The organism is Paraburkholderia sp. PAMB 6770 (assembly GCF_057748135.1).
The window spans coordinates 1,601,749-1,615,173 of record NZ_CM173239.1; the positions used below are offsets into that span (position 1 = coordinate 1,601,749).

Genomic DNA, 13,425 nt, shown 5'->3' on the forward strand with positions numbered 1-13,425 from the left:
TGAGTAAGGTTGTGCTAGCGTAGGCCCAATACTCTCATTTGGGAAGTAGGCACTTTTTTGTGCAGTACGCACACGGATGTAACTATTGAGGCAGGACAATGGTCAAGCGCACATCGGCAAAAACCGGCGGCCCCGACAGCCGCCGGGTGATTTTCAGGTCGCAGGAGGGGCGCGCTTCGCGCGCGGAACTCGATACCCTCGTCCTCGACGTGCTCGGCCGCGTCGCCGACAAATGGACCATGTGCGTGCTCGAAGTACTCGAACAGAACGGCGCGCTGCGCTTTACGCGCGTCGGCGAACGGGTCGGCTCGATCAGCCAGCGCATGCTGACGAAGACATTACGGCAAATGGAAGCCGACGGACTCGTGCTGCGCACGGTATACCCGGAAGTGCCGCCGCGTGTCGAGTATGCGCTGACCGAACTCGGTTCGAGCCTGTGTGCCGCCTTCTGCGGCGTGTGGCTGTGGGCCGAAAAGCACGAGCCCGAATTGCGCGCGCTGCGCAGAAAGCGGAGCCGCGCCGCATGAACCAGGGTTTGCACGATGCGGGGTTTACCGGAGAAAAAACCCCCCAAACGATCGCGCGCCACGTACTGTGAAGCAGTTATTTAGTACTTCAATTGGATGACGTCATGGTGCGGTGCGACACCCACGGTTTACACCCTGCGGTCGCACTGTACGAGGCTTGCCAAAAGCGCTATCGTGCTCTACAAACAGGGTAAATAGTCTGTCTACTTGTCGCCCGACCCACTAATTGGACGACACCCATCGGAGCGAGCGCGACTGTCCATGAGCCTGTTGGAACTCAGAGGCGTTTCCAAGCACTTCGGCGCCATTCACGCGCTGAACGACGTGACATTCAGCCTGGAGCCCGGCCAGGTGGTCGGGCTCATGGGAGACAACGGAGCCGGAAAATCGACCCTGGTCAAGGTGATTGCCGGCAACTTCCCGCCTTCGCACGGCGCGATGCTGATCGACGGCAAGCCGGTGCATTTCGGCAAGCCGGTCGATGCGCGCGCACAGGGCATCGAGGTCGTCTACCAGGACCTCGCGCTGTGCGACAACCTGACGGCCGCCGCCAACGTCTTCCTCGGCCGCGAGCCGCGTGTCGGCTTCGGTCCCTTTCGCGTGCTCGATCACGCCAGCATGTACCGGCGCGCCGGCGAACTCTTCCGGGAACTCAAATCCGAAACGCGCCCGCACGATCTGGTGCGGCAGATGTCGGGCGGACAACGGCAGGCGGTCGCGATCGCGCGCACGCGCCTGTCCGAGGCGCGGCTCGTCATCATGGACGAGCCCACCGCCGCGATCAGCGTGCGCCAGGTGGCCGAGGTGCTCGATCTGATCAAGCGCCTGTCGGAGCACGGCATCGCGGTGATTTTGATCAGCCACCGGATGCCGGACGTCTTCACCGTCGCCGACCGCGTGGTGGTGATGCGGCGCGGACACAAGGTGGCCGACAAGCTCACCGCGACCTCCTCGCCGGAAGAGGTCACCGGCCTCATCACCGGGGCCATCGCCGCCGCCTGAATCCGCCTGCACGGAGACCCGAACGTGAACGACGCGCCGCAAAGGCCCAACCCCATGCCGACCCTGCTCGACGATACGCAAGCCGCGAAAACCCATACGCGCTGGAGCGGCATGCTCGCGAGCCAGGTGTTCTGGGTCGTGCTCGCCACCATCGCCGCCTGCGTGGTGCTGTCGGTGGTCACGTCGACGTTCGCCACCGAGCAGAACCTGTTCAACGTCACGCGCAATTTCGCGTTCGTCGCGATCGTCGCGCTCGGCGCGATGGCGGTGATCGTCACGGGCGGCATCGACATTTCGGTCGGCTCGACGATCGGCGTATCCGGCGTCGTGCTCTCGGTGGTGATGCACGCGGGCCACTCGATCTGGGCCGGCATCGGCATGGGGCTGCTTACCGCGGGGCTCGTCGGGCTCGTGAACGGCCTGCTGATCGCGTACCTCGACATGCAGCCGTTCGTCGTGACGCTCGGCATGCTGAGCGTCGGACGCAGCCTCGCGCTGGTGATTTCGGGCAGCAGCACCATTTTCGATTTCGGTCCGGACAGCAGCAAGCTGCTCGCGCTCGGCGGCGGCGCCACGTTCGGCGTCGCGAACCCCGTGTGGTTCCTGATCCTGTTCGCGATCCTGTTCTGGTTCGCGTTCGCGTGGACGCGCTGGGGGCGCTACGTGTTCGCGGTCGGCGGCAACCGCCATGCGGCCAACCTCACCGGCGTGCCGGTGCGCGCGGTGATCTGCTCGGTCTACGTGCTCGGCGGCCTGATGGCGGGCGTGGCCGCGATCCTCGAAGTCGGCTGGCTCGGCGCGGTGACCACCGGGCTCGGCACCGGCGACGAGCTGCGCGTGATCGCCGCGACGGTGATCGGCGGCACCAACCTGATGGGCGGCATCGGCAGCGCGTTCGGCACGGTCATCGGCGCGGCGCTGATCGAAGTGATCCGCAACAGCCTGATCCTGCTCGGCGTCGATTCGTTCTGGCAGGGCACGGTGGTCGGCAGCTTCATCATCGTCGCCGTGCTGTTCAACCGGATCGGCAACCGGCAAGGGCGGTGACAGGGCCGCGGTGCGAGGCGTAGCGAGCGAGGCGAGCAAGGCGCGGCCGGTCGAAAGGCGGAACTGCCGGGCGCAGCAGTGAGAGGGATTGTCAGGTTCCGCGCAAGGGGCTGCGCCCGGACACGGGTCGGCCCCGGATGATGAAGAAAATCGTGCGAGCAGACATGCGCGCCGCGCACGCGGCGCCGAACAGGAGGAAACAATGAAGAAGACGTGGATGTGCATCGCCGCGATCGGAGGGCTCGTCATGGCCTCCTCCGCCTTCGCAGCCGACAAGACCCTGGCGCTGGTCGTCAAGGGTCTGGACAACCCTTACTTCGACCTCATGCATCAGGGATGCGAGCGGGCGAACAAGGAACTCCACAAGCAGGGCTTCAACTGCTACTACACCGGACCCGCGACCGCCGCGGACGAAAGCGCCGAAGTCCAGATCATCGACGACCTGCTGACCAAGGGCGTATCGGCGCTCGCGATCTCGCCGTCCAATGCGCCGGCCGTCGCCGAGGAACTGCGCCGCCGCCACGTGACGATCCCGGTCATCACCACGGACGCGGATCTGCTGCCGAAGGACGCGTCGTTGCGCAAGAGCTACGTCGGCACCGACAACTATGAACTGGGCTACAAGCTCGGCCAGCAACTGAAGGGGTTGATGCCGAAGGGCGGCAACATCTGCCTCGTGATGGGCAACCCGGCGGCCGAAAACATCAACCAGCGCGCACAGGGCACGCGCGATGCGCTGTCCGGCAAGAAGAACACAGGCAAGCTCGACGGGCAGAACGGCTGGCATGAAATCAGCGCCTGTCCGCTGTACGTGAACGACGATGCCGCGCGCGCCAACCAGATGATGCAGGACACGCTGACGGCCAATCCGACCGGCCTCGACGCGTTCGTCCTGGAAGGCGGCTGGCCGCTGTTCGCGCCGCAGGCCTACTCGCAGGTGGTCGCTCCGATCATGCAGAAGATCCAGGACGGCAAGTTCGTGATCGTGTCGGGTGACACGCTCGCTCCCGAGATGCAGGCGCTCAAGGAGCACAAGGTCAATGCGCTCGTCGGGCAGCGGCCGGAGGAAATGGGCTACCGCGCGGCAATGGTGATGCGCGATCTCGTCCAGGGCAAGTCGGTGCCGCCCGTCATTCACACCGGGCTCGACACCTGCACCTGGAAGAATGCCGATACCTGCCTGAAGCACTGACCGCCCGCGCGGCGGCCCACGATGCACCGCATGGACCATCCGGTCTGTGCGGTGCACAAAGCGCGTGGTGCGCGCGAAAAGGCTGAATTTCAGGGCCGTCGACGTCCAACGGGGAACGGGACAAGGCGCCCTCGCCGTGCCGCGGGTCGTTCAGCCGCGGGTCCACGCGCCCCTCCTCCCCCCTCACGCCCCTAGCAGCACCCCGGTCCGGATCGGCCGCGTGCCCGTCACGCGGCCGAGCGGCGCGCCCGCGGTCACGAAGCGGATCGCGCGGCGCATGTAGAACACGCCTTCGGTATGGCTGCGCACGGTGATCGTCTCGTCGCTCAGCGGATCGACGATGTCGAACAGCGGATCGCCCGCGCGGATCAGGTCGCCCGGCGCCGCGCGATGCACGAGGATGCCGCTCGCGGGCGCGTAGAACTGCTCGCTGCCGGCAAGCGGCGTCGGCGCCCGCACGAGCGCGGGCATCGGCCGCGCCGTGCCGCGCAGCGCGCCGCGCGCGCGCAGAAAATCGACGATCGCGTCCGCGTCGCGCGCGGCGGTTTCGTTGCACACGTCGCGCTGCCCGCGGCATTCGATCGTCGCGGCGATCGTGCCCGGCGGCAGCGGCGCGTCGCCCGCCTGCTGCTGCAGCGTCCACCACGGCAGGCTGTGCGCCTCGTCGAATGCCTGCGCCCCCGAGTCCGTCGCGAGCAGCGACGCCTGCGCGCCCAGGTAGCGCGCGAGCGGCTCGAACTGCGGCCACGCCGCATCGCTCGTGTACAGATGCAGCGTCGCTTCGAGCGAGCAGTGCAGGTCGATCACGACATCCGCGTCGAGCGACAGCGCGAGCAGCGCATGCTGCAGCGATTCGAACTCGGTGCGCGGCGTCTGGCGCGCGAGCGCGTCGCGCATCAGCGTGCGCACCCGGGCGACGTTACGCTGCGCGTCGGGGCCGAGCGCGCCGTCCAGCTGCTGCGCGACACCGTCGAAGGCTGGAAAGCTGCGGTTGAAGTTGCGCCCGCTCGCAAGATCGAAGCGCCCGATGAACTGTCCCAGCAGATGCTGCGCAAGTCCGACCGGGTTCGCGACCGGCACGATCACGATCTGCGCGGCCAGCTCGCCGGCCGCTTCCAGCGCGGCAAGACGGCGCCGCAGCATGACGGCGACGAGCATCGCCGGAATCTCGTCCGCGTGCAGCGCGGCCTGGATATAGATTTTCTCGCGCGCGTCGGCAGGCCCGAAGTGAAAACTGGTCAGTTCTCGGCGCGTGCCGACGGCCGGCGAAATCAGCGGTATCGTGTGCGTATGCATGGCAGAAACAAGATCGGAATGTCGTTAGCAGTATTGATGATTTCATCCGCCGTACGGATCGAACGAGAAATAACGATGCGCGATCCGCGCGTAGGTGCCGTCCGCGAGCATCGATGCGATCGCCGCGTCGATCGACGCCTTCAGCGCCGCATCGTCCTTGCGCAGGCCGATGCCGACGCCGCGATCGCCCATCGACAGCGGCGCGCCGACGAACGCAAAGCCCTTGCCCTCGGGCGTGCGCAGGAACCCCTGATCGGCTTCGACGATGCCGAGCAGCGCCGCATCGAGGCGTCCGTTGACGAGGTCCTCGAACACTTCGTCCTGGCTCTTGTACGACACGACGCTCACCCCATGCGGCGCCCAGTTCGCGAGCGCATAGCTCTCGAACTGCGTGCCCGACTGCACGCCGACCCGCTTGCCCGCGAGCGACGCCGCATCGCTGCCGAGTCCCGAGCCGGCGCGCGCCACCACGCGCGACTTGAACTGGTAGAGCTTCGACGAGAACGCGATCTGCTGTTCGCGCTTCGCGGTGATCGCCATCGCCGACAGGATCGCATCGATCTTGCGCGCTTCGAGCGCCGGGATCATCCCGGAGAACTCCAGTTCGACCCACTGGCAGCGCGCGTGCAGGCGCCGGCAGATCTCGTTGCCGAGATCGACGTCGAACCCGCGTACGCTGCCGTCGGGCGCCTTCGAGTCCATCGGCGGATAGGTCGGGTCGATCCCGAACCGGATCACCTTCGTGTCGCCCGCATGCGCGCCGCCTGCCGCGCCGAGCAGGCTCGCTGCCGCGAGACCGCTCAGCGCGGCGCGCCAGAATCTGTTCATTGTCGCCTTCCTCCCGAAGAATCGAGCGCCTATCGTAGGGCGCCCAAAAGGCGACGCGTAGTACCGCTGCGGCTATCATGATCGCTTTTACCGATCGCCCGCCCATGGCCCTGACCCTTGCCCAACTGCGCGTGTTTGCCGCGGTCGCCGCGCACGGCAGCCTGCGCGGCGCGGCGCGCGCGCTGCAGCTCGCGCAGAGCAGCGTCACGCAGCAGTTGCAGAATCTGGAACTCGAACTCGGCGCGCCGCTCGTCACGCGCACCAATCGCGGGATCGGGCTGACGCTGTATGGGGAACGGCTGCTGGCGCGCGCCGGTGTGATTCTCGGCGAGTGCGAGCGCACCGAGAGCGAAATGCGCCAACTGCGCGGCGATCATGAAGGCAGCGTCGCGTTCGGCATGACCACCGAGCCGATGATCGACGCGCTCGCGCCGGTGCTCACGCAGTATCGCGCGCGCTTTGCACGGGTCTCGGTGCATCTGGCGAGCGGCACGTCGCGCAAGATGATCTCGTGGCTGCGCGACGGCTCGCTCGACTTCGCCGTCGCGCTCGTCGCGGCGAGCACCGATACGCACGATCTCATCGTTACGCCGCTGTATCCGTCGGACCCGGTGGTCGTGTGCCGGCGCGCTCATCCGCTGCGGCATGCGACGACGCTCGCCGCGCTCGCCGGGTGCGACTGGATCGCCACGCGCGCGCCCGGCACGCTGAACGAGCCGCCGGTGAACCGCCTGACGGACCTGTTCGCCGCGCACGGCCTCGCGGCGCCGCGCATCGTCGCGACCACCGAGTCGCTGTTCGATACGCTGCATCTGGTCGCCGAAACCGACTGGCTGTCGCTCGAACCGTCGGTCGTCACGCGTCACCGGATGTTCGGCGGCGAGCTTGCGGCGATCCCGATCGCCGAGCGGGCCGCCGGTTCGCAGGTGTGCGTGCTGCAGCGCGCGAGCGTGCCGCTCACGCCAGCCGCTCAGGAACTGGCCACGATGATCGCGTCGTATGCGCGGATGACGAAGCGCTAAGGCGGGGTGCCCGATGCGAGGCCATCGGCGGCCGCGGCTTCACGTGCGCGGACTGCGACGGCCGCCGATGAACCGGCGGTGAGCGGGCAGCCGCGCAATCCGGTCAGCATGCCCGCGTCGGCAGCGTGTCGTCGCGCGGGACACGTCTCCACGCGTGTCTGTGCGTGTCTGTGCGTGTCTGTGCGTGTCGGTGCGTGCCTGTGCGTGCCTGTGCGTGCCTGTGCGTGCCTGTGCGTGCCTGTGCGTGCTGCGATGCAAGCCGTGATGCACGCCGCGGCGCTCGCACCGCTTGCGCCCGTCCGCGCCCGACGCTCAGGTCTGCGCGACCAGCAGTTCTTCCGCGCGCGCCGGCGGACGCAGCCCGTCTGTGCGGTCCGCGAAGTAGCGCTTTGCCAGATCGTCCGCGCACACGTGCTGCGCCGCTCGAAACCCCGCATTACGTGCAAGCGCAACCATCTCGTCCGGCGTAAAGAAACTGATGAACGGCGTGCCGCTCGCGCGCGCACCCTGCTGCGCCCGTTCGAGACCGGGCCGCACCTGCGGGTCCGCGTGATCGAGCGGCAGCAGGAACGTCGTCGCGAACGTCGAACCGGGCGCGCAGGCCGCGACTTCGCGCAGCGTCGCGGCGTTTGCTTCTCGCGTCAGGTACATGCTGACGCCAGTCGACACCACGACGGCCGGCTTGCGCGCGTCGAACCCCGCCGCGGCGAGCGCGTCGCGCCAGGGCTCGCCGGCCTCGAAATCGACCGGCACGAAGCGCAGCCAGTCCGGCACGCCGAAGCCCAGTTCGACGAGCCGGGCCCGCTTCCAGGCCTGCGGACCCGGACGATCGATCTCGAACACCGTGAGACGCGACGCAATCTCGGGCCGACGCTGTGCGAAGGTGTCGAGACCCGCGCCGAGGATCACGTACTGATCGAGCCCACGCTGCGCTTCGTCGGCTACCCGGTCTTCGATGAAGCGCGCGCGGGCGACGATCGACGCGCGAAACGGCCGCGTAAAGCCGAGGTCCATGTCGCCGCGTGCGCGCCAGCCGGCGTCGGGGGCGAGCAGCGCGAGGCCGATGCGGTCGTCGAACACGTGCGGCGGCGGATCCGCCATCACGTGCAGCGCGCGCCACAATGCGACGCGTGCGGCGGTGCTGTCCGGTTCGGGATCACGCGGGTCGTTCATGATGGTTCACCTTGTCCGCGTTCAGCGCCGCTCGCACGCAGCGCGCGCGGCAAGCAACCGGCGCGGCGTCACGCCTGCGCGGACGAAACCGTCTGGATGACTTCGAAGCCTTCGAACTCCGGATGCCCGAGATAGAGCGCACGCGTGTCGCCGCCCGCATGGCGATGGGCGGCCCGGAATGCGTCGGACGTCGTCCAGTTTTCGAATGCGGCGCGGCTCGCCCAGAGCGTGTGGCTTGCATACAGGACATGATCCGCCTGCCGCGCGCCGCGCAGCAGATGAAACGCGATAAACCCCGGCACCTCGTGCAGATGCGTGTCGCGCGTGGCCCACAAGGTCTCGAATGCGTGCTCCGAGCCGGGCGCCACCTTGAAGCGGTTCATTGCGATGAACATGGCCGTCTCACTCGTCGTTGTGGGGGACGCACGATGCGGGGCAATCTGACGGTCAGTGCGGCGGCCGCAAACGCGCAATGCGTATTGGCGCGCGCAGTGCCGCGCGGCACACGCCATGCGCCACTCGCCGCCGGTCAGAAAATGCTTGCGCACGCGATACGGCCCGCGCTGTCGCGTTGCCGCGCGGCGGCGATGCCGCAGTCGCGGCGCGGTCGCCGGCCATGCGCAAGCGGCGCTCAGGCGCCGTTGACGGAGTCCTTGAACGCCTTGCCGGCGACGAACTTCACCGTCTTTGCCGCGGCGATCTGGATCTCTTCACCGGTCGACGGGTTGCGGCCCACGCGTGCCGCGCGCGCGCCGGTCGAGAACGACCCGAAGCCGATCAGCTGCACCGTCTCGCCTTTCGACACGGCGTGGGTCACCGTCTCGATGATCGCGTCGATCGACTTCGCGGTTGCCGTTTTGCTTTCGCCGGTCGCTGCCGCAACAGCGTCAATCAGTTCCTGCTTGTTCATTGCACATCCTCTTGTCTATTGGTCAAACCGGCCGCCATTCGGTATGCCGGACCCGCAACCCTACCCCAACCGGAGGGTTTTGCGCAAATCGAGATACTGCGCGAGCCGCTATCGTACCGCGCCTCGCGGCGCGACAGCACATTGGCGCTGGACGGCAATTCTCATGCCCAGCCTGCGTCGGCACGGCCAAGTGAGCGGAACATCCGTCAAACTGATGCGATTTGCGACGATATGAATGCGGATGGGCACGTATACGCCGTCGACGCGGGCAGCGCCCGCTTCCCGAACGTTGTCTGCGATGGCGTGTGTCGCACGACGCGCCCCGCAGCGATGCGAGGCGCGCTCCCGTTGTTCGCACAACGCGGCATCCTCACGAGGTGGCGGGGGCGGACTCCGCGAGCGGGCGTGCGCGTGCCTCACCCCAGGCACGGACTGCCCGACGCGGCTTCATGTCGGGATCGGTCGACGCGCGACGCAATAGCGTGACTTCGGGAGACGGAAACGTCGGCAGTCTGCGGTTCCGAAAGCACCCGCGCACGTGAGTTGCAGGACGCCGTGCGTGCCCGTGCCTCTTGATGTCGCGACAGGTCAGTCGCCACACGAAGGGCGGATTTCATTGATCGTCCTGTGTCGCCGATTCAGCCTGTTTAAAACATAGCATTCCAAAACAATGTCAATAAATTCGTAATACTGATCTATATCGTGCCATACTCCGGCATGACCCGATTGCCATGACTGCGATGTCCTCGCCGATATCCTCGCTTTTCCTCGGCCCCCGTTACGACCACGACGAGGGCGTGCGCGAACACTTCTTCTGGTGCAGTACCCAGACGTCCGTCTACCTGCACATCCGCTCGCCGCATCTCTTCGACGTGAGCCAGTGGTATCACTTCGCGTTATCTGACGGCACACCACGTGAAGAACATAGTGACCTGCTGCGAGGTATGAGGGACGCTCGCGCGGCATGGTTAAGATTCAATACGCTGGACTCGCTTCTGTCCCAATCTTCCCACGACCTGCGTGCTGCGCTCGGCACAGGCGATGGCTACTACGAGATGTTCAAGATGAACGACCGCCGGGTCGCCGCGGCGCTGTACGAAGAAGTTCAGGCCGGCCGGCTCATCTTCGTGCCCGATCGCGAGGCGATGTGCGCGTGCATGAAGGCGATTCGCGAGGAACGGCAGAGGGCCTCGCAGGCTGCTTGTGCGAGGCTTCAGCAACCTGTTACGGCCGACCGGGCTCGGGGCCGCGCGGACGCGGCCCCGGGCACGCCCGTGAATCCCGGCACGGCGGCATACTCTCCGGGAACAAGCCAGAAGCCGCCCAGCCATGCGCGGCCGTTCGCGTACACGCCCGATCCGGTCGATCGCGATACCGAAGCGTTGGCGGCCAGTACAAATAATCCCGATTACGCAGCGAGGATGCTCGGATACGAGCGGCAGACCTTTGGCAACATGATCCACGCGATGAAAGACGACCTCGATCTGGGCGGTGCCGATAACGTCATTTGGCACGACAACGGCGACGTGGAATTCGGCGGTCAGATGATCGGAAACATGCACGATTACCAGTGAGCCCGGGATGAACGCACACCCACTAGCATACGCATCCTTCTCCCTTTCAGGCGACCAGGTGGTCCCTGAGTTCTGGACCGGCTATTTCGCTGTCCAACCCGATACGGTCATCATCAAGGGAGAGCCCTTTGTCGCGTCGTCTGGCCGGATCAGCCGCTTTCCCGGACGAACTAGCGTATGGAGTCTACGCACGAGGACCGTCGTCCATTCCGATCAACTGGAGCCACACCTTCGTTACCTGGTCGAACGCCTGGCGCTGCCCCGGTCCGATCTTCGTCAACTCGTCAAACGTAGCGCCGCACGAATGCGCTTCTTCTGCTACTGGAATAACGCCTCGGGCGATCGCATTCCCGATATCCCCGCGGATATCCGCGCGTTGATGGACGACATGGGCGGCACGGTCGACATCGACGAATACCGTTAACCCCGCGGCACCCACACGCCGATCCCCCGCATACGCACAATTCTGAGTTTCGCAAAAGTCCTGAAAGCGCGAACAAGCGGGCGGCTAGACTACCGTTGCAAGCATCGATGGTGCACCCGGCCGTCGCGCCGCTGCGCGTAGTCGTGCCTGGTTTCCGCCGTCGCATCCTCGCTCATGTTCCCGTTCAGTCCGTCCTGGCAGGAGAGCACCATGAAAACGTCCGTCTTTGCGATCGCCGCGCTGGCGCTACTGGCCGCGCCGGTCGTCACGTATGCGCAGTCGTCGAACGCGCCGATGACGCGCGCCGAAGTCAGGCAGCAACTGATCGATCTCGAACGCGCCGGCTATAACCCGAGCGTGTCGAACGACGCGGATTATCCGCACGATATTCAGGCCGCCGAAGCGCGCGTCGCCGCAGCCAGGTCCGCGGCGCAGACAAGCTACGGCTCGGGGATGAGCGGCTCCGCGCAGTCCGGCGAGCCGCCCGCGCTCACGCCGGGCGAGTGATCGGGCGCATGGGCGCGATCACCGCGTCAGCGCATCGGCCCACATCAACGCGCATCCGGGCGCGGCGCGCGACGCGCGCCCGTGCTTCATCGCCCGCGTATCACGCCGCCTGCCGGTAGTAGATGTTCTGCGGATGACGCGCCTGCGCGAAGAAAAACCAGCGCTCGGCGACGAGTCCCGCGTATTGCACGACACCTGCCGCGACGAGCAGCCCGAGCGGCGCGGACACCGGCACGCGCGCGCCGGCCAGCGCGAGCAGCACGAACGGAACGGCGAACGCGCCCACCAGGAAGGTCCATTTGATCCGCTGCAGGGTTTGCAGCGTCTGTCCGTGGAAGAACTCGCGCAGGTTGAACGCGCCGGCCGTGAACCCGCGCGAGGTCTGCACGAGCTTCGGCACGTGAATCCCGGTGGCGCTCTGTACGGTCGACTTCGGCCGCAGACGCGCATTGCGCGCCAGCGCCGCGAGGCGTCCCGCGCATCCCGCGAGCGTCAGCACCGCCGCGCAGGCGGCGAGCGGCGCGGCAAGCGGCGGCGCCCACCCGGCCGCGCAGGCCGCCGCGAGCGTGCATCCCGACGCGCAGCCGAGCAGCACGAAATTGACCAGCGTGAGCGGTGTCGCCCATTCCTGCAGAAAGCGCAGGCACGCGTAGATCATCGCCGTGCAGACGAACAGCACGCCGCTCGCGAGCACCGTCAGCGCGCCGATCGCCAGCGACCACGGCGAACCGAGTACATGTGCGGCGCCGTAAGCGGCCGAGCACGCCAGAAACGCCGGCAACGCGAGACATTCGCGCGAGAGCCAGGACGTGCGCCACATCGCGATCGCCCGCCATGCCCGCTCAGGATGCCCGAGGTGAAAGAACGAAGCGAACAGCCCGAGCCCGCCCAGCACGACCGCAAGCGCCGCGCCGAACATGAAAAACTGCACGGACGCGCCCGCCTGCGCGGTGGCCCACCCGAGCCGGGCGGCCAGCTCGACGCCGAACAGCGCGATCATCAGGCCTTGCGCGGCGCCGCACAGCGTTGTCAGGAACACGACTGAGAAAGCGGGCTTCATGCGCCACTCCCGAGATTAAGCAGGTTGAACAGACGTCCGAGCGCCCCCTGGCGGACCGGCTGCGCCGCATCCGCATCTGCGTTCACGTTCGCGCGCAGGGACGGCGCCGGACGGGCGGCGGCGCTCGCCGGCGAGCCGGCGTTGACCGCGTTCGTGCCCGCAGCCGCGCCCCGCTCCCCGTTCGGAACCGCGGCAGCCTCGCCGCCGCTCGCACAGCCGCACGAACCGCTGCCGCATCCACCGGTTTTCTGGCGCGGCAGATAGTGATTGGCCGGCTTCGTCCCCCACTCCGGCATCAGCTGATAGCCGCCGCGTTCGCGGATTGCCTGGGACACCGTGGAGTCCGGGTCGTGGATGTCGCCGAACAGGCGCGCCGACGTCGGACACGCGAGCACGCAGGCCGGCTTGCGATCGCGCTCGGGCAGCGCCTCGTTATGGATGCGGTCCGCGCACAGCGTGCACTTGGTCATCTCCTTGCGCGCCTCGTCGAGTTCGCGCGCGCCGTACGGGCACGCCCACGCACAGTACTTGCAGCCGATGCACTTGTCGAAGTCCACCAGCACGAGACCGTCCTCCTTGCGCTTGAAGCTCGCGCCGGTCGGACACACGGGCACGCACGGCGGATCCTCGCAGTGCAGGCACGATTTCGGGAAGTGGATCGTGTCGGTCAGCGGAAACTCGCCGGCCTCGAAGCTCTGCACGCGGTTGAAAAACGTGCCGGACGGATCTTCGTCGTACGGACGGAAATCGGCGAGACTGCCGGCTTCGCCCGACGTATTCCACTCCTTGCAGCTCGTCACGCACGCGTGGCATCCCACGCAAACGTTCAGATCGATTACGAGCGCCATCTGGGTCATGTCGGA

General features: G+C 66.9%; 15 protein-coding genes. 8 read left to right on the plus strand and 7 right to left on the minus strand.

Annotated features, from left to right (window positions below; genetic code table 11):
• Window positions 1–98: 98 nt before the first annotated feature.
• From AC3AP7_RS24505 to AC3AP7_RS24520, 4 genes are all read left to right on the plus strand, one after another.
• Window positions 99–527, plus strand: coding sequence for a winged helix-turn-helix transcriptional regulator (locus tag AC3AP7_RS24505; protein ID WP_487362896.1), 429 nt, complete (start codon window positions 99–101; stop codon window positions 525–527).
• A 261-nt stretch (window positions 528–788) separates the two neighbouring features.
• A complete protein-coding gene (locus tag AC3AP7_RS24510; protein WP_487362897.1) occupies window positions 789–1,529 on the plus strand; it encodes an ATP-binding cassette domain-containing protein in 741 nt (246 codons plus the stop codon).
• Between the two features lie 54 nt (window positions 1,530–1,583).
• Complete coding sequence (locus AC3AP7_RS24515; RefSeq protein ID WP_487362898.1) at window positions 1,584–2,576, plus strand: ABC transporter permease; 993 nt, start codon at window positions 1,584–1,586, stop codon at window positions 2,574–2,576.
• A gap of 202 nt (window positions 2,577–2,778) precedes the next feature.
• Window positions 2,779–3,768, plus strand: a complete 990-nt coding sequence (locus AC3AP7_RS24520) for a sugar-binding protein (protein ID WP_487362899.1) — start codon at window positions 2,779–2,781, stop codon at window positions 3,766–3,768.
• Window positions 3,769–3,951: 183 nt separating this feature from the next.
• Here AC3AP7_RS24520 and AC3AP7_RS24525 read toward each other — a convergent pair whose 3' ends face one another.
• Together AC3AP7_RS24525 and AC3AP7_RS24530 are read right to left on the minus strand one after the other, a co-directional pair.
• The gene (locus tag AC3AP7_RS24525) at window positions 3,952–5,064 is read right to left on the minus strand and encodes a succinylglutamate desuccinylase/aspartoacylase family protein (protein WP_487362900.1); all 1,113 of its coding nucleotides are present in this window, start codon (window positions 5,062–5,064) and stop codon (window positions 3,952–3,954) included.
• A 42-nt stretch (window positions 5,065–5,106) separates the two neighbouring features.
• Entirely contained in the window at window positions 5,107–5,892 is a 786-nt protein-coding gene (locus AC3AP7_RS24530; RefSeq protein ID WP_487362901.1) for a transporter substrate-binding domain-containing protein, read from the minus strand.
• Between the two features lie 104 nt (window positions 5,893–5,996).
• Here AC3AP7_RS24530 and AC3AP7_RS24535 point away from each other — a divergent pair, with 104 nt between their 5' ends.
• Window positions 5,997–6,914, plus strand: coding sequence for a LysR substrate-binding domain-containing protein (locus tag AC3AP7_RS24535; RefSeq protein ID WP_487362902.1), 918 nt, complete (start codon window positions 5,997–5,999; stop codon window positions 6,912–6,914).
• A 312-nt stretch (window positions 6,915–7,226) separates the two neighbouring features.
• Here the strand turns inward: AC3AP7_RS24535 and AC3AP7_RS24540 are convergent, their stop codons facing one another.
• The 3 genes from AC3AP7_RS24540 to AC3AP7_RS24550 form a co-directional block, all read right to left on the minus strand.
• The gene (locus tag AC3AP7_RS24540; protein ID WP_487362903.1) at window positions 7,227–8,087 is read right to left on the minus strand and encodes a class I SAM-dependent methyltransferase; all 861 of its coding nucleotides are present in this window, start codon (window positions 8,085–8,087) and stop codon (window positions 7,227–7,229) included.
• Window positions 8,088–8,155: 68 nt separating this feature from the next.
• On the minus strand, window positions 8,156–8,482 hold the full coding sequence (gene hmuQ / locus AC3AP7_RS24545; protein ID WP_487362904.1) for a heme-degrading protein HmuQ: 327 nt from the start codon (window positions 8,480–8,482) through the stop codon (window positions 8,156–8,158).
• Window positions 8,483–8,718: 236 nt separating this feature from the next.
• The gene (locus tag AC3AP7_RS24550; RefSeq protein WP_487362905.1) at window positions 8,719–8,997 is read right to left on the minus strand and encodes an HU family DNA-binding protein; all 279 of its coding nucleotides are present in this window, start codon (window positions 8,995–8,997) and stop codon (window positions 8,719–8,721) included.
• A gap of 731 nt (window positions 8,998–9,728) precedes the next feature.
• On the opposite strand from AC3AP7_RS24550, the gene AC3AP7_RS24555 reads away from it, so the two are divergent.
• From AC3AP7_RS24555 to AC3AP7_RS24565, 3 genes are all read left to right on the plus strand, one after another.
• The gene (locus AC3AP7_RS24555) at window positions 9,729–10,571 is read left to right on the plus strand and encodes a hypothetical protein (protein WP_487362906.1); all 843 of its coding nucleotides are present in this window, start codon (window positions 9,729–9,731) and stop codon (window positions 10,569–10,571) included.
• Between the two features lie 58 nt (window positions 10,572–10,629).
• The gene (locus tag AC3AP7_RS24560; protein WP_488324826.1) at window positions 10,630–10,995 is read left to right on the plus strand and encodes a DUF4279 domain-containing protein; all 366 of its coding nucleotides are present in this window, start codon (window positions 10,630–10,632) and stop codon (window positions 10,993–10,995) included.
• A 210-nt stretch (window positions 10,996–11,205) separates the two neighbouring features.
• A complete protein-coding gene (locus AC3AP7_RS24565; RefSeq protein ID WP_487362908.1) occupies window positions 11,206–11,502 on the plus strand; it encodes a DUF4148 domain-containing protein in 297 nt (98 codons plus the stop codon).
• A 100-nt stretch (window positions 11,503–11,602) separates the two neighbouring features.
• Here AC3AP7_RS24565 and AC3AP7_RS24570 read toward each other — a convergent pair whose 3' ends face one another.
• Both AC3AP7_RS24570 and AC3AP7_RS24575 read right to left on the minus strand, forming a co-directional pair.
• On the minus strand, window positions 11,603–12,562 hold the full coding sequence (locus tag AC3AP7_RS24570) for a dimethyl sulfoxide reductase anchor subunit family protein (RefSeq protein WP_487362909.1): 960 nt from the start codon (window positions 12,560–12,562) through the stop codon (window positions 11,603–11,605).
• Window positions 12,559–13,419 carry a 4Fe-4S dicluster domain-containing protein gene (locus AC3AP7_RS24575; RefSeq protein WP_487362910.1) on the minus strand — a complete coding sequence of 287 codons (861 nt, stop codon included), beginning with the start codon at window positions 13,417–13,419 and terminating at the stop codon, window positions 12,559–12,561. The genes AC3AP7_RS24570 and AC3AP7_RS24575 overlap by 4 nt, the downstream gene beginning before the upstream one ends.
• Window positions 13,420–13,425: the final 6 nt, after the last annotated feature.